We start from the raw sequence: 16,521 nt of genomic DNA, 5'->3' as shown, positions 1-16,521 counted from the left end.
ACCACCCTGGTTACAAGCAGAGTTAGCTCTGTCTTGTCACCTTTACCACGAGTAACGGTCGTGTACCGGCAGGTTTTGCCTGCTCTCAGGAGTAGCTGATTATTAATCTTCATCTAGAATTTCTCACAGCCTAAGGAAATTCCTCTCTGTAGAGCTCTCGCTCCAATTAGATGGTCTTTAACAATCTGTCTCCGTCATCAAGTTATGTATGAATATAAGAGCATTATAGAAATTACGTGGAGCTTTGTCAATAATATAGTCCTTTTCTTTCTCGAAAGATCCTTCTAACATGCAGCAAAATGACCTTGATAATCGTTAATAAAGGTACTGAAATAATTAACCCAATAATACCTGCCATCTCCCCACCGGCAATTAACGCAAATATGATTAAGATTGGATGCATATGTAAGCTCTTCCCGACGATAACTGGAGCTAACAAGTTTCCCTCAATCAATTGAACAATAAAGTTAACAATGAGTGCTAACACAACTAGTTGCAATGATTCTGTTAAAGCAATAATTAACACTGGCACACTTCCAATAATTGGACCAAAATACGGAATTATATTTGTTAACCCTATAAAAACCGCAAGCAATGCGGCGTAAGGCAAATCAATAATTGTAAAACCAATATAAGCGAATATTCCTACGACAACACATACGATTAACTGCCCTCTAATATAATTACCGAGTGAATGGTCAATTTCTTTTATGAGTTTTCGACCTTCCTGACGAAAACGAACGGGAGTTAAATACCATACTACTTTTTGAACAAGTTCCATATCTTTAAGTAAATAAAAAACAAGAAAAGGAACGACAATAAGAAGGATAATCCAATCAAATATTTGTCTCAAAAATAAACCTACACTCATTAAACCTTCAGCAATCATTTCTTCTCCACGCCTAACCCATTGGTCAGTTCTCTCTTGGAATGAGTCTGGCAGCGTTTGAGTGTGTTCATTTAATATATTCATAAAATGACTATACGTATTCGTCATTTCCGGAAGCTGATTAATGAGTTCTTGTCCCTCTTTCATAACATACGGAGTTCCCTTTAATATGACCCAAGAAAAAACCGCTATAAATATTCCATAAATAATAAGAATAGCGAAAGGTCTCGGAAATTTATTTTGCTCAAGCTTTTCAATGAATGGGTGAAGCAAATAAGCAATAAATCCTGCTATAAAAAATGGGATGAGTACACGAAAAATAAGTTTTAACAAAGGCATTAAAAATGATATTAAATAAAAAGTAAGGATGATAGTAAGTCCTATTAACAGAAGAATCACTAAACGAAAGATCCATTTAGAATATATACTTTCCAATGCATGACCCTCCAATATTCTCTGCTGCAAGCTTCGGTGTATTGTAAATATTATCCATATTGTATGTAACGAATTGCCAAGTCACTTTTTTTCACAAAATTGTGCGGGACATGGGTCCCGCACAATTTATGGCATTACATTCATCATACGTTTGCGCATCCGTCCCATAGTTCTTCTGTCTGGGATGATATCCTCAATTCTGTCAAAATTGACTTGCTGCAATCGTCTTTTCCATCTTTTTCTCGTACCTTTGTCCATTGTAGCTGCATATGCATATGCACCAGCACTTAATGCGACAAGGGATGCCAATACTCTCATTCTTGTCACCACCTGTCAAAATTACATATCAATTCGACGTTCATCTTCTTCAAATAAGTCATCAAGGGAGCTTAATGACCCATCAGCTTCTACTTGATGCAAACAAAAACGCCCATCTGAAATTGACAGTTCAATAAAGCAACTCCAACAATAATACTGGTTTGATCCGATTTTCCCGATATCTTTTCCTTTACAGTTTGGGCATCGCATTGAAGAAACCTCCTGGCAATCATGAGTCCGGTCGTACCATAAAGGCTCCATTTATACGTGTTAAAGGAGTTGATGTTTTTATCACTTTTATTCCTTTAGACGCATCTGTATAAAGCCCTTCGGTCAATTCATACCCTACAATCATGCCCGTTTCTGGAAGGAAATATACGTCTTCAATGATTCCGATCATTGCCCCATCTTGTTCCACCAGTGGTTTTCCAAAAAAATGATCGCTTCCATCATAGAACCGTTTTTTCTTCCTTAAAGGTGATAAAACAGTTCCATTTTTACAATATATTTCTCTTCCTTTTTCAAATGCGATTCTCTCTAAAGGCAAGAAATGATTTTTTGACCACCAGTGATGTGTTCGTATCCAATAACCTTGGACACGTGATTTATCTTCAGATAAGACGAGATCAGCAACTTTTCCGACAAAATAGTCATGATCGGACAAAAAAACGGGCGCTCCCTTGACCTTTTGAGATGTTCGCAAAGGAAGCTCCTCCTTTCGAACATTCTTAGTCTTCGGAAACACCCTCACTCTCATGCTGGTATTCTTCTTCCATTTCATATTCATTTAATTTTACTTTTAATGTTGTATTTCTTTCCAGGTCATGGTCATTTTGAACTGCCATTGATAATGCTGACCACTCACCACATAGCAATAGAAAATCTTTCGCTCTTGTGATCCCCGTATAAATGAGTTTTTTTCGAAGCATTCGGTAGTACCCTTTAACAATAGGCATTATAACGATCGGAAACTCACTTCCTTGAGATTTATGAATCGAACAGCAATAAGCATGCGTAATTTGTGATAAATCAGGCTTTGTATACGTTACTTCAATACCATCAAAGGAGATGACAATTTTTTGTTCATGATCTGTATTTTCTTTCTCTGTAAATATTGCAACGACTTCTCCTCTGTCACCGTTAAATACATTTTCTTCTGGGTTGTTAACTAGCTGTAAAACGACATCACCGATTCGATAAACAACATTTCCAAAAGGAACTTCTCGTTTCTGATCAGATGGCGGATTGAAAAGCTTTTGAAGCATATCATTTAAATTTTCTACACCTGCAACACCCCTGTACATTGGCGCTAATACTTGTATGTCTTTCGCAGTAAATCCCTTTGCTATTGCACCCTTGCAAATTTGCTGAACAGCCTCAGGCACTTGCATTTGTTCACACGGAAAAAAGCGTAAGTCTTTACTTTTTCCGTCAATTTGAGAAGGCAGTTGTCCACCTTTAATTTGATGAGAGAACTCAATGATTTTTGATCCTTCAGATTGCCGGTAAATATCTGTCAGCTTCACCGAAGGAATTTGATTTGATGCTAAAAAATCAGTAAAAACTTGACCTGGACCAACAGATGGGAGTTGATCTTCATCTCCTACCATAATGACTTGCATGTCATTTGGAACAGCTTTAAAGAGCTGGTTTGCCAGCCACGTATCAACCATCGACATTTCATCGATAATTAACAATTTTCCTTCTAACGGCTCATATTCATCATATTCATACTCATCGTCATTTCCTTTATAACCAAGCATCCGATGGATCGTTGATGCTGGAAGGCCAGTTGATTCAGTCATTCTTTTAGCAGCTCTTCCTGTTGGAGCCGCCATCAAAACAGGAAAAGGAGTTTTTCTATCATAATCATCGGGGTTTATAGACATACCTTTCAGCTGTCCGAATACTTCTATTAACCCTTTTATAACAGTCGTCTTGCCTGTTCCAGGTCCCCCCGTCAAAATCATGACAGGTGATCTCATCGCTTCTTGAATCGCTGTTTTTTGTGAAGGTGCATAGGATATACCTAACTTTTCTTCGACGTTTCCTAACGCCTTTAAAAATTCAGATTCAGGAAATTCGTCAAGTTCCTTTTCTTTTGTTAACAGCCTAGTAATGTTCGTTACGACCCCTTGCTCAGCATAGTAAAGTGATGGCATAAACATTTTTTCGCCTTCTACGATAAGCTTATTTTCTTCCCCTAATTGAATCACTTGCTCAGCAATTTCAAGAGGCGAAATCGCCATACTTGCTTCTTTTTCTAACAATTCCTTAGTACTTTCTATCATCTTCTCGTTCTCTATAAATACATGACCATTATTTAAAGAATGTTCGTATAGTAAAAACAAGATACCGGCACGTATTCGATCTGGATGATTGCCAGTTAAGCCTTGCTTTCTACCGATCATATCCGCTTTTGCAAACCCTATTCCTTCAACGTCTTCAATCATTTGATAAGGATTCGATTCAATAATCTTTAGTGCGTTCATTTTATATGCTTGGAATACTTTCATCGCAAGCTGTAAACCAAACCCATATTCATAGAGTTTCATAAGTACTTGCTCAATTCCCTGATCTTCAAGAAGTGTTTGGTGAATTTGATCTGCCTTTTCTCGTTTTAGATTGTCGACTTTACTTAATGCTTCTCTATCTTGAAGAATAACCGAGATCGCATTTTTCCCCAATGTGTCGACGATACTTTTCGCAGACTTCTTTCCAACACCAGGAAACCGGTCACTTGACAAATACATAATAATCCCTTGCTCAGTCTCTGGGAGCATTTTTTGGAATTGCTCAACTTGATATTGCCGTCCAAATCGCGGATGATCTTTAAAATAACCGTAAAAAAGATATGTAATATCTTTCTCTAAGTTCGGCATGATCCCGACAACAGTACATTCTGTATCGATATTTTCATAAGAAGACTTCTTTACTTTCAACTTTGCTACGGTATATAGAGAATCTTCATTATGATAAATTTGATGGAGAAGTTCTCCTTTTATATAGTCTTTATTAATATCTGCGGTCTCTTTCATTGTGAAACCTACTTTCATTCATCTTCGTTTCTTAATACCTGTTCCATTTGTTTTTTCCCATTTGCACTTAAAGCGTGATCCGGTTGAATTTCCAATGCCTTTTCAAACATATTTAAAGCTTTTCCAGCTTCGTTTTTGTACGCATAGGCGACACCGAGGTTAAAATAACTGTCAGCATGTTCCCTATCTATTTCCAAGACACGGTCAAATGCCGTCATTGCTTCATCAACTTGTTCTAGTTGAGCTAATGTTAACGCGTATTGAAAATGAGCATCAACATCTCCTTCGTTCAGTTCAGTTGCCCGCTGTAAACTCGGAAGTGCTCTTGGCAAGTCATTTAAATGGTAAAAGCTCATTCCGAGCATATAATAAACATCGCCTTGCTTTAAACCATTAACTAACGCTTCTTGATACGCATCAATTGCTTCAACATACTTTTCTTGGTTGAACAGGACATTGCCTTTTCCGTAATGTGCAGTAGCTAATGTTTCATCTAACTCTATTGATTTTTTAAAAAAATTAAGTGCTCTTTCTTCCTCATTTACTGCTGCTAGTAAATTCCCAAAGTTTGTATAAGCAATCGCATCTTTTGGATTTTCTTCAATCGCTTCATTAAGTAATTTCGCTGCTTCTTCGATTTTTCCTTCTTGCATAAATTTAACAGCTTTTTCGTTAAGGTCCATATGTAATTCTACTCCTTTTTCCTTAGTTACCGTTCTTTTTTAAAACAAAAAATAATATTATTATAAAGCTTGAGAACAAAAGCGTAAGCGACTTGTCTCTTCCTCTTCTGAGCTTTGTAGCGTATCCGTCGAGACAGCTCGAAGCTTATTCGTGATGTAAAACGCTCGTCGCTGAGATAGACGTAACAACTATTTCGAGAACTTATCCACAAGATCAAATCCATAGTTTCCTATACGACGAGGAAAAAGGACTGATCTATTTCAATCAGTCCTTTATTACTTCACTAATCGTTGCACCGCCAAGACAAACATCTCCATCGTAAAATACAACAGCTTGTCCAGGAGTTATAGCCCGTTGCGGCTCAGCGAACTCAACTTTCACTTTATTTCCATCAAGTTGAGTCACTCTCACACCACTGTCTTTTTGACGGTAACGAAACTTCGCTGTACAATCAAAAGTACCATTTGATGTGACTTCTTTGTTGATCCAATTTATTTGATCCGCAATCAAACCATTCGAATAAAGCTCTGGGTGATGATAACCTTGTCCGACATATAAAATGTTATCCTCCAAGTTTTTTCCAACAACAAACCACGGTTCTCCTGCTCCACCAATACCTAATCCTTGACGTTGTCCTAAAGTGTAGTACATGAGTCCATCATGCGTCCCTTTCACTTCACCGTCTAACGTTTGCATTTCACCGTGCTGTGCAGGCAAATACTGACTGAGAAACTCCTTAAAATTACGTTCACCGATAAAACAAATGCCTGTACTATCCTTTTTCGTTGCCGTCGCTAGATTCGCTTCTTTTGCAATTTCTCTTACTCTCGGCTTATCAATATCCCCTAGTGGGAAGAGGACTCGCTCAATTTGCTTTTCACTTAATGCATTTAAGAAGTACGTTTGATCTTTATTTTCATCAATGCCTCGCAGCAATTCTGTTCCTCGATCACTTCTACGCACACGGGCGTAATGACCTGTTGCTACATAATCAGCACCTAATGACATTGCGTGATCTAAAAAAGCTTTAAACTTGATCTCTTTATTACACATGACATCAGGGTTTGGTGTTCGTCCAGCCCGATACTCGTCTAAGAAATACGTAAATACTTTATCCCAATATTCCTTCTCAAAGTTAACAGCATAATACGGAATATCGAGCTGATTACAGACTCGTATAACATCATTGTAATCTTCAGTAGCAGTACACATTCCGTTATCATCTGTATCGTCCCAATTTTTCATAAAAATGCCAATGACTTGATAGCCTTGTTCTTTCAGAAGATAGGCAGTAACAGAAGAATCGACTCCTCCAGACATACCTACGACAACACGAATATCTTTTCTTTCTTTTTGTTCCATCGTATCCACACTTTTCACCTCCATACTTTTGTTGTTTTATCTTGTTAGCCGGTGAATAACATTCACTGTTTTTTCCGCCGCTCTTCTAACAGACGCTAATGTTAACCCATAGCCAAAACTGAACCGTACTGCTGAATGGCTTCTATTTATATCTTCGAACATTGCTGTTAATACGTGTGATGGATCAATTGAACCAGCCGTACAAGCTGAACCGCTAGAACAAGCGACCCCTTCTAAGTCAAGGTTCATTAAAATTGTTTCAACACTTATTCCCGGAAAACTTACATTTAATATATGTGGAAGGCGATGATATTCATCTCCATTAACGATAAAGTTTATCTCGTTTTTATTTAAAACGTCAATAAATGTGCTTCGATATTTTTCGTACTCTCTATTTTTCTCAGCTAATTGTTCATAAGATAACTCTACAGCTTTTTTCAAACCGACGATTGAAGCGACATTTTCTGTACCAGCTCTTCTCTTTCGCTCTTGTTCTCCGCCGTGGAAAAAAGGAGAAAGTTGAAGACCTTTCTTTGCATAAAGAAACCCAATCCCTTTTGGACCATTGATTTTATGCCCTGAAACAGCTAAAAAGTCAACTCCAAGCTGCCCAACATCCACGTCTGTTAACCCAAACGCTTGTACTGCATCGGTATGAAATACAGCCTGATGTTGCTTCAAGCATTCACCTATCTCACGAATAGGCTGAATCGTACCGACTTCATTATTCCCATACATAATGGAAACGAGAATCGTATCATCTCGAAGACTACTTTCGAGTTCCTTCATTGAAATGGTTCCTTTTTCGTCAACATTTAAATACGTAACATCAAAGCCCAACGTCTCGAGGTGTTCAAATGCATGGAGAACACCGTGATGTTCAATTTTTGTCGTGATAAGATGGCTTCCTTTTTCCTTATTTGCTAAAGCATATCCGATCGTCCCTAAATTATCTGCTTCTGTGCCACCACTTGTAAAAATGATTTCTTCAAATGTCGCACCGATTGTTTTTGCAATAAATTCTCTTGCTTCATCAAGGCCTTTTCTGGCTGCCCTCCCGAAATGATGGATGCTTGAAGGGTTGCCAAAGAGGTCTTCCATATAAGGAAGCATCGCTTTCACAACTTCTGGATGCACCGGTGATGTCGCAGCGTGATCTAAATATATTCTCTCCATACTCTCCACCTTCTATTTGCTCTGACTAATTATGTAATCAAATTGTTGTATTAGGATTTGTTACTCTTTTTCTTTTAAAACTCGATTTAAAGATTTAATTCAAAGGCAGTTTGATAAAGGTTGTTGCTTTTGGATCATATGATTGTTTGATTCCGTTACTGGCAGACGCTTTCACTCCAGAGCACAATTGCGACATCTACTCTTTATGCACTTCTTTTGCATTCGTAGTGTCTTCTTTGCAGCAGGAAGTGTCTTATATTACTAGGTGCTGCTTCGAATTTCCAATAAAACAACAATCTATGCGAAAAGAGTCAAATCAAAAGATGACTTTTACGCAGGAAAAGTGAGGCTGATGAAATGTAATACGAACATCTCCCCTCACTATGATTTCACTATTATCTCTACTTCGTATCATTGTTGTTGATGCAAATAACTCGTTTTTTAAAAGGAGTCTCTCCATTTTTCAACACCAACACATTTACCGTACACAAAACTTTTATATTAAATATAAAACATATAATACTCTTGATCACCTTTATCTTCATAGTTTGCTAAGTCTTCTAATGTCGTACTATCTAATACATCTTTTACTGCATCACGAATTTTTATCCAAAGGTCCCTTTTTGCAGGTTCTTCATCCTCTACTACTTCAACTGGACTTATCGGACCTTCAAGCACCCTGATAATATCACCAGCAGTAATTTCTTTTGGTGCTTTTGAGAGCATGTACCCTCCGTATGCACCACGTACACTTTTTACTAATATTGCGTTTCTTAATGGTGCAATTAATTGTTCCAAATAATGTTCAGACAAGTTATGATCCTTTGCAATTGATTTTAAAGAAACCGGTCCTTCACCGTATTTTTTTGCTAACGCGATCATGATAGTCAGTCCGTACCTTCCTTTAGTGGATATTTTCAACTTTCATCCCTCTTTCTATTCTTCGGTCATACCAGCCTTCACATAGTTTTAAAGAAAACCCTGTAATATGACCTATCGTTAAACTGAATAATAGAGTGCCAATAAATACTGGCCCTCCAAGTAACCACCCAATGATTAAAACGATTAATTCCATTGAAATTCTTACATTCGCTACACTCATTCCTGTCCGCTTTGATACTGCAAGCATCAGGCTATCCCTTGGCCCTGCTCCACATCGGGGAGATATGTACACGCCGATTCCAAACCCCATAATCACAATTCCACATATTAACATAGTGAGCTGCATAACAAGTGATGCAGGTGTTTGGATTAAAAATAAAAAGATGTCAACAAAAATACCAACACAAATCATATTTAAATAAGCGCCAAGCTTTGGCCATTCTTTTGTTAGCAGTGTAGACAGAATTAACAAAAGAAAACCCATAATAATCGTCCAGCTGCCAACTGTCAAGCCAAGCTTATTCGTTAACCCGATATGAAGCACATCCCATGGGGCGCTTCCTAACTCTCCACGAATTGTGAGCGCGATTCCAAGACTCATAATGAGTAACCCGATAAAATAAATTGACCAACGAAACAGTTGTCCCCATAGATTTTGATGTCTAGAACTTTCCATTTATTCTCCTCTTTCTTCTTCATATAAAGTTAACGATTCTTGTAACATAACTCATTTCATTATAGCATAGATAAAGGCATTCCGTCCGTATGTGCTTAAGGGTAAAGTGACGAAGTACGGACGTATAATACAGTCAAAAAGTCTAAGTGGCGGAAAAATAGCGACCATAATGATGCCCCAGAAAACAAATCTATCTTTATATGAACAATGTTTAAACGTGTTTTTGTAAGATAAGATTAATTATCTAGGATTTTTCATCTAGGAAAGGAGAATAGCCGTTGGATTTATTCGACCATACTCAAGAATCATCAAGGCCAAAAGGTCCATTAGCTTCTAGAATGCGTCCACGAACGATTTCAGAAGTTGCTGGCCAGAAAGAGATCATCGGAGAAGGTACTTTATTAAGAAGAGCTATTGAAGCCGACCGGTTAACACCAATGATTTTTCATGGACCGCCTGGCACAGGTAAAACAACATTAGCTAAAGTCATTGCAAATTCTACATCTGCTCATTTCGAACAATTAAATGCAGTCATTGCAGGGATAAAAGATGTAAGGGAAATCGTTGACCGGGCAAAGAATCGATTAAAATATGATAGTGAGAAAACAGTGTTATTCATTGATGAGATCCACCGTTTTAATAAAGGACAGCAAGATGCACTTCTTCCCTTTGTTGAAGACGGAACCGTCATCCTTATTGGAGCAACTACCGAAAACCCAATGTTCGAAGTGAACCCGGCATTAATTTCAAGATCTAGACTGTTCAAACTTCAATCATTAACAGATAATGATATTTTAGAGGTCATTGAGTCAGCATTAAAAGATAAAGAACGCGGATTCGGCCAGTATAAAATCAATATTGAGGATGAAGCGCTCCACCATTTAGTTGATGTTGCAAACGGTGATGCAAGGACGGCTTTAAATGCATTAGAGCTAGCTGTTTTAACGACAGATCCAAATGAGGATGGAATGATCCAGATTGATTTAGAAACCGCTGAAGCTTCGATCCAAAAAAGGATGATCCAATATGATAAAAGTGGTGATAATCATTACGACACCATCTCTGCTTTTATTAAAAGCATCCGTGGTTCAGATCCTGATGCCACATTATATTGGCTTGCAAAAATGATTTATGCTGGAGAAGACCCTCGTTTTATAGCAAGGAGGCTCTATGTTCATGCTGCTGAAGATATCGGACTTGCGGACCCTAATGCTTTACTTGTTGCCCATTCAGCAGCATATGCTGTTGAATTTATCGGCATGCCCGAAGCTAGAATACCACTTGCTGAAGCAGCTGTTTATTTAGCGACCGCACCAAAAAGCAATTCCATTATTTCAGGCATTGACAATGCACTCAAAGCGGTTGAAAAAGAAAAAGCAGGCGAGGTTCCAATTCATCTAAGAGATGCTCACTACAAAGGAGCATCAAAATTAGGTCATGGCGAAGGCTATAAATACCCTCACAATTATGAGAACCATTATGTCCCGCAACAATATTTACCTGATCATATGAAACAATCTATGTTTTATTATTCATCTAATAATGGTTATGAAAAAACGATTCAAAAGCGCTTAGATTATTTTGCCGACCGGAAAGAAAGAGGTAAATAATTTGTTTTCCTGAGACAGCTTCTCCCTGTATGAGATTTCTCGCACGAAAAATCTGTAACGGAAAGTAAGCTGACGATGGGAGAGGAAGTCCTTATTTCAACATTTTTTGTCCTCCTCTAGTATAAAATCTTTCATCTATGTCCATCTTAGTAGTAAATATGACACTAAAAGTCTACGATAAGAAAGGACTGTAAAAGATGAAAGTTAGACAAGACGCATGGTCTGAAGAAGATGACCTATTATTAGCTGAGACAGTTCTTCGCCATATCCGCGAAGGAAGTACACAATTAACTGCATTTGATGAAGTTGGCGATGCATTAAATAGAACGTCAGCCGCGTGCGGTTTCCGTTGGAATGCTGTCGTTCGAAATAAGTACAATGATGCAATCAAACTAGCAAAGAAACATCGTAAAGAGCGAAAGCGGCAACAGGCAAACGAAGCAAAACCTGCTACATTTACACCTGTCCAAAAAGAACAAAAACATTATGATCCTTACGTTCCTAATGTAACGAACTCATATTCACAAGATGTAAAGGTAGATAACGAGATGACCTTACAAAATGTTATTGAGTTTTTACAAACATTAAATGGACAAGGACATAAGGATAAATTACTCGTACAAGAGAATGAAGCATTAAAATTAGAAAACAATGAATTACAACAAAAAGTAAATGAACTTGAAAAAACACTTGCAAAATTAGAGCAGGAACATAAAGTAATTGAAGAAGATTATCAGTCCATTATTGGTATTATGAACCGAGCAAGGAGAATGGCTTTGCTAGATGAAGATCAGGAAGAACGCGCAAATCCCGCTTTCCGCATGGATAAAAATGGGAACTTAGAAAAACTAGCTAAGTAATCCATCATGTACCAATAAGTATCCGCCCGTAAAACGGGCGGTCAGATTGTCGAGAAACCCACACTTTTTGAGAAGTGCGGGTTTCTCTTTATTATTTTCGTCAGAAGAATTTGCTCACCCTACGGTGAAGAATGGCCGAAACCACCTCTTAGCTCGCTGAGAGGTGGTTTGCGATCTTTTTTATGTTCTGTGCTGCCGCTGTCATCAACGCTTGTTCTGATGCGCCCTTTAAGCTGCGTAACCGGCAGTAGCGAAGCCCGTGGAGCTGTTTGGCATCCGCGAAGCTTCGCTCAATGGTTTCTTTTCTTTTTTTATAGAGGAATTTCCCTGTTGCGGAAAGTCTATGCTCTCTCACTTTTTCCTTACTGTCTTCCCATACATGCCTTGTGAGAACTTTTTTATGATTTTTGGCTTTCGTACATTGGTTAAGCAGGGGACAGTTTACACATTCTGCAGGGTTTGAATGGTATTGACGATAGCCTTCGCGGTTCGTTGTAGCGTAAGATAAGGTGCTACCATTAGGGCATGTATAAGTATCCGTCTCTTTGTTATAGGTAAATTTCCACTTTGGCAAATACCCCTTTTTAGGTTTGAAGCGGCGATGTGCGATAACCCCCATAATATGGCGATCTTCTAACCCTTTACATAAGGGAATGGTTAAGTAGCCCGCGTCTAATCCGACAGCTTCCACATTGAAACCAAATGTCTTTATCTGACGGTCCAGTCGATTTAAATACGGCAGGGAATCATGGATATTTCCTGGTGTTAAATGAACATCAGTAATAATATTAAATTTCATGTCTGTTGTCCGATGGTCTAAATAAAAGAACCCTTCGGGCTTTTTTCCATGTGCTTTTCGATCCTCCTCAACCGCTTTATTTAGATCTTCTATGTACTCGCGTTTTTCAACTTGAACCGTCTTCTTAGTGAATTTCCGCTTATTTGCATTGGCTTTAAGGTGGGGAGAATCAGTAAATAAAGCTCTCCCGCCAACCATACGATGCTTCGCTGAGTCAGAATTAGTTGAAGACAAGCCCCATGGAAAGCGTCCGCCGGGAGGGATGAGATCGTGAGATATCATACTTTTCTTTTAAAAAAATTTTCGCCGTATAAAGGCACTTTACCACCAGAGTCCCTTAAGGGACCTTATTTAATATGGGCCGTGTCAAAAGCTTTTCGAGGATATCCCTTTTCATAATCATATAGAATTCGAAATCGCTATAGTGGACGCTTTCTCTCCAAAGCACAAGTGCGACATCTCCACGTGCTGCACTTCATTTGCATTTGTAGTGTCTTCTTTGCAGCGGCTTCCTAGGTGCCACACTGTATGCACCTAGGGGATTTTCGACGATTGCTTTTCTCGCCTGAGTCACCGCCTAGCGCTCTTTCGAGTACATGATAATAGTTAAATGACATACTAATAACAGAAAAAACGTTGTGGGAAGTTGTATTTTAGCTCATTTTTATCTCATTTAAATGGGAATGGGCTTTTGTTATCAAAGATATTTATGTTCATTTCGTATCCATCATTTAAGATAATAAATGACATCAAAAGGTGGAAGGTACTGCGCGACTGTCTCTTCCTCTACTAGTATAGCGACGAGCAAACAAAGTGGCGCAGGAGCATTGTTTTTCTGCGACGAGTAACCGCAGGAGCATTGTTTTTCTGCGACGAGTAACCGCAGGAGCATTGTTTTTCTGCGACGAGCAAACAAAGTGGCACAGGAGCAACGAGCAACTCTTCGCTGAGTTCTCTAATAGTACCGTCAAGAGAAGATTCCGAGTTCCTTGACGGTAGGAAAAGCAGAAAAAGTACCGTCAAGAGAAGATTTCGAGTCCCTTGACGGTAGGAAAAGCAGTCATAGTACCGTCAAGAGAAGATTTCGAGTCCCTTGGCGATAGGAAAAGCAGTCATAGTACCGTCAAGAGAAGATTTCGAGTCCCTTGGCGATAGGAAAAGCAGTCAAGCTGCTTCGACGCATTCTCTTCTTCAATTAATCTTGCAGAGGAAGAAGCACAGTATACCTTCCAACTATTCGTTACTTTTAAAGAGATCTCACGAATACAACCCTTAAAGGGTTATTTTCACACAGGCATAGCCTGTGGTTTACAAAGAATATAATGACAAAAACCGTAATGAAAATGACGAACTCCTTTTCATTACGGTTTTATGTGCAAAGATATTATGAAACTATGAGTTTGAAAATATGTTTATTTCCACTCTCCATATGTATTGATTATAAGCCCCAAAGTGCCGTTTTATCTTCACAGTTTTGAACCTGCAAATGGCAGGTGGGTGCTCTGTTCAAAGCTTCTGACTTCCTCTAACCTATGTAGGTAAGGCGTGCCTTCCCCCCTGAAACATAAAGCTCCCAATGTTGATGTGTTGGCTCAAAACGTAGAGTTGAGACGTACACCTCAGGACTTAACATTTATTTTGGAATGTGCCCTTATCGAATTGCCTAAAGTTTATTTCTCATTTCCTTTTTTAAAAGTTGCAGAAAGTTTAAAGAAAATCAGGTAACTTAATTGCATTCATCATACATAATTAATCTGAATATTACAATAATGAAACATGCCTATTTTTATAACAATTTCATTACATTCATCGGACAAAGATCATGTTAGCATTCTATACCCAATTTAGGAAAAACTTAAACATCGCTTTGAAAATAAAGTGAGTTATCTCAGTGGCAGGTGTCCGGCGATAGCGATTTCTAATTCGAAAACCCCAACATATATTTTAGAGCCTTATAAAATGAAAAAAGGGTGTCCTTAAAATACTTTTGGGACACCCTCACCTTCTTTATTCTTCTTGTTTTTTGGAAGCTATTTCTAAATGTAATTCTTGTAATTGGGCTTCACTCACTCCACTAGGCGCGTCAGTTAAGAGACAACTCGCACTAGCTGTTTTCGGAAACGCAATTGTTTCACGCAAATTCGTTCGCCCTGCTAGAATCATGACGAGTCGGTCAAGGCCTAAAGCAATTCCTCCGTGAGGTGGTGTACCATACTCAAAAGCATTTAATAAGAACCCGAATTGTTCATTTGCTTCTTCTTTACTAAAACCTAGTGCAGAAAACATCTTTTCTTGCAGTTCACGTTCAAAAATACGTTGTGAGCCACCACCAAGTTCATATCCATTTAACACAAGGTCGTAAGCTTCTGCACGAACTTTTTCCGGGGATTCAGTAAGCAGCTCTTCATCTTCAGCAACAGGTCGTGTAAACGGATGATGTTCTGCATGATATCGCCCTTCATCTTCATCATAGGAAAGCAGCGGGAATTCTGTTACCCATAAAAAGTTAAATTCATTATGGTCTACTAAGTTTAATTCTTTCGCAAATTTAATTCGCAATGCTCCTAATGCATCCCAAGCGACACGTAGTTTGTCAGCTACAAAGAACAGGACATCACCTGCCTCTGCTTCAAATGCCTCACATAACGTTTGTGCTTCTGTTTCATTGAAGAATTTTGCAATCGGTCCTTTTAATGAATGACCTTCCTCTACTTTTAACCAAGCAAGACCTTTTGCTCCGTACACTTCAACAAAAGATCCAAGACTGTCTAAGTCTTTTCTTGAGTACTTCTCTGCGACTCCTTTTACACAAATGCCTTTAACGACACCACCATTTTTCACTGTACTAGCAAAAACTTTAAAGTCACTATCTTCTACTGCTTTAGATACGTCGATGAGCTCCATTCCGTATCGTGTGTCAGGTTTATCTGATCCGAATCGGTTCATTGCTTCTTCATAAGTCAAGCGAGGAAATGGACGCTCAACATCAAATCCTTTTAATTCTTTTACAAGCTTTACCATCATCTTTTCCATCATTTCAAGGAGATCTTCTTTCTCCATAAAAGATGCCTCAATATCTACTTGTGTAAATTCTGGCTGACGGTCTGCCCGCAAATCTTCATCACGGAAACAGCGTGCAACTTGATAATAACGTTCAAATCCAGAAACCATCAGTAATTGTTTAAATAATTGAGGTGATTGCGGTAAAGCATAAAATTCACCATGATGGACTCTTGAAGGTACGAGATAGTCACGCGCTCCTTCTGGTGTGCTTTTCGTGAGCATCGGCGTTTCTATTTCCATAAAGCGATATTCGTCTAGGAAGTCTCTGATCATCTTCGTTGTACGGTGACGAAGCATCATCGTTTCTTGCATTTTCGGCCTACGTAAATCTAAATAGCGATATTTTAAGCGAGTATCTTCTGAAATATCAACATCATCTTCGACAACGAACGGCAGCCCCTTTGATGCGTTTAAAATTTTCACTTCATCTACCATGACTTCTACTCTACCTGTCGGAATCTTTTCATTAATGTTTTCTTCTTCTCGTGCTAGTACCGTGCCTTGAATATCGATTACATATTCGGCCCTTACTTTTTCACCAACTTCAAGTGCAGCAGGATTATGGTCACCATTAAACACGATTTGAACATAACCTGAACGGTCACGTAAATCTACAAATATGACTTGACCTAAGTCTCTACGTTTTTTAACCCATCCTTGAAGGCGGACTTTTTCTCCTATTAAATGCTCTAATACTTCTCCACATGTATGCGTACGTTTTGTCACCGT

At 38.6% G+C, this 16,521-nt stretch carries 13 protein-coding genes, 1 other RNA gene and 1 pseudogene; 2 read left to right on the top strand and 13 right to left on the bottom strand.

All coding sequences use genetic code 11. The features are described from left to right. Window positions 1–247: 247 nt before the first annotated feature. The 10 genes from CD001_RS13810 to CD001_RS13765 form a co-directional block, all read right to left on the bottom strand. Complete coding sequence (locus tag CD001_RS13810) at window positions 248–1,324, bottom strand: AI-2E family transporter (protein ID WP_096188269.1); 1,077 nt, start codon at window positions 1,322–1,324, stop codon at window positions 248–250. Window positions 1,325–1,450: 126 nt separating this feature from the next. Continuing rightward, window positions 1,451–1,642 carry a hypothetical protein gene (locus CD001_RS13805; RefSeq protein WP_096188268.1) on the bottom strand — a complete coding sequence of 64 codons (192 nt, stop codon included), beginning with the start codon at window positions 1,640–1,642 and terminating at the stop codon, window positions 1,451–1,453. A gap of 21 nt (window positions 1,643–1,663) precedes the next feature. After that, window positions 1,664–1,852, bottom strand: a complete 189-nt coding sequence (locus CD001_RS13800) for a hypothetical protein (RefSeq protein ID WP_096188267.1) — start codon at window positions 1,850–1,852, stop codon at window positions 1,664–1,666. A gap of 19 nt (window positions 1,853–1,871) precedes the next feature. After that, complete coding sequence (locus CD001_RS13795; RefSeq protein WP_096188266.1) at window positions 1,872–2,345, bottom strand: PRC-barrel domain-containing protein; 474 nt, start codon at window positions 2,343–2,345, stop codon at window positions 1,872–1,874. A gap of 25 nt (window positions 2,346–2,370) precedes the next feature. Continuing rightward, a complete protein-coding gene (gene recD2 / locus CD001_RS13790; RefSeq protein WP_096190610.1) occupies window positions 2,371–4,680 on the bottom strand; it encodes an SF1B family DNA helicase RecD2 in 2,310 nt (769 codons plus the stop codon). A 14-nt stretch (window positions 4,681–4,694) separates the two neighbouring features. Continuing rightward, window positions 4,695–5,363 carry a tetratricopeptide repeat protein gene (locus CD001_RS13785; RefSeq protein WP_096188265.1) on the bottom strand — a complete coding sequence of 223 codons (669 nt, stop codon included), beginning with the start codon at window positions 5,361–5,363 and terminating at the stop codon, window positions 4,695–4,697. 265 nt (window positions 5,364–5,628) lie between these two features. Next, complete coding sequence (gene mnmA, locus CD001_RS13780; RefSeq protein WP_096190609.1) at window positions 5,629–6,726, bottom strand: tRNA 2-thiouridine(34) synthase MnmA; 1,098 nt, start codon at window positions 6,724–6,726, stop codon at window positions 5,629–5,631. A 36-nt stretch (window positions 6,727–6,762) separates the two neighbouring features. After that, entirely contained in the window at window positions 6,763–7,902 is a 1,140-nt protein-coding gene (locus tag CD001_RS13775) for a cysteine desulfurase family protein (RefSeq protein ID WP_096188264.1), read from the bottom strand. 501 nt (window positions 7,903–8,403) lie between these two features. Further along, window positions 8,404–8,823 carry a cysteine metabolism transcriptional regulator CymR gene (gene cymR / locus CD001_RS13770; protein ID WP_096188263.1) on the bottom strand — a complete coding sequence of 140 codons (420 nt, stop codon included), beginning with the start codon at window positions 8,821–8,823 and terminating at the stop codon, window positions 8,404–8,406. Beyond that, entirely contained in the window at window positions 8,807–9,460 is a 654-nt protein-coding gene (locus tag CD001_RS13765) for a YczE/YyaS/YitT family protein (protein ID WP_096188262.1), read from the bottom strand. The genes cymR and CD001_RS13765 overlap by 17 nt, the downstream gene beginning before the upstream one ends. Window positions 9,461–9,738: 278 nt before the next feature. Here CD001_RS13765 and CD001_RS13760 point away from each other — a divergent pair, with 278 nt between their 5' ends. Both CD001_RS13760 and CD001_RS13755 read left to right on the top strand, forming a co-directional pair. Next, window positions 9,739–11,070 (top strand): AAA family ATPase, encoded by a 1,332-nt coding sequence (locus CD001_RS13760; RefSeq protein WP_096188261.1) that lies wholly within the window; start codon window positions 9,739–9,741, stop codon window positions 11,068–11,070. A gap of 197 nt (window positions 11,071–11,267) precedes the next feature. Next, entirely contained in the window at window positions 11,268–11,930 is a 663-nt protein-coding gene (locus CD001_RS13755; RefSeq protein WP_096188260.1) for an RsfA family transcriptional regulator, read from the top strand. A gap of 148 nt (window positions 11,931–12,078) precedes the next feature. Here the strand turns inward: CD001_RS13755 and CD001_RS13750 are convergent. The 3 genes and pseudogenes from CD001_RS13750 to aspS form a co-directional block, all read right to left on the bottom strand. Beyond that, window positions 12,079–12,936, bottom strand: a pseudogene (locus tag CD001_RS13750) (transposase); the annotation flags it as partial. A gap of 1,233 nt (window positions 12,937–14,169) precedes the next feature. Continuing rightward, a non-coding RNA gene (gene ssrS / locus CD001_RS13745) (6S RNA) lies at window positions 14,170–14,358 on the bottom strand. 378 nt (window positions 14,359–14,736) lie between these two features. Further along, window positions 14,737–16,518, bottom strand: coding sequence for an aspartate--tRNA ligase (aspS, locus tag CD001_RS13740; protein WP_096188259.1), 1,782 nt, complete (start codon window positions 16,516–16,518; stop codon window positions 14,737–14,739). Window positions 16,519–16,521: the final 3 nt, after the last annotated feature.

The organism is Evansella halocellulosilytica (assembly GCF_002335745.1).
GTDB lineage: Bacteria > Bacillota > Bacilli > Bacillales > Salisediminibacteriaceae > Bacillus_CA > Bacillus_CA halocellulosilytica.
Note: the sequence above shows the minus strand (reverse complement) of the source record. Positions and strands in the feature narration are given on the sequence as shown.

Coding starts and splice junctions, on each gene's coding strand:
- mnmA (WP_096190609.1), bottom strand. CDS start 6,726: ATGGAACAAAAAGAAAGAAAAGATATTCGTGTTGTCGTAGGTATGTCT.
- CD001_RS13755 (WP_096188260.1), top strand. CDS start 11,268: ATGAAAGTTAGACAAGACGCATGGTCTGAAGAAGATGACCTATTATTA.
- CD001_RS13785 (WP_096188265.1), bottom strand. CDS start 5,363: ATGGACCTTAACGAAAAAGCTGTTAAATTTATGCAAGAAGGAAAAATC.
- CD001_RS13775 (WP_096188264.1), bottom strand. CDS start 7,902: ATGGAGAGAATATATTTAGATCACGCTGCGACATCACCGGTGCATCCA.
- CD001_RS13765 (WP_096188262.1), bottom strand. CDS start 9,460: ATGGAAAGTTCTAGACATCAAAATCTATGGGGACAACTGTTTCGTTGG.
- CD001_RS13800 (WP_096188267.1), bottom strand. CDS start 1,852: ATGCGATGCCCAAACTGTAAAGGAAAAGATATCGGGAAAATCGGATCA.
- recD2 (WP_096190610.1), bottom strand. CDS start 4,680: ATGAAAGAGACCGCAGATATTAATAAAGACTATATAAAAGGAGAACTT.
- CD001_RS13805 (WP_096188268.1), bottom strand. CDS start 1,642: ATGAGAGTATTGGCATCCCTTGTCGCATTAAGTGCTGGTGCATATGCA.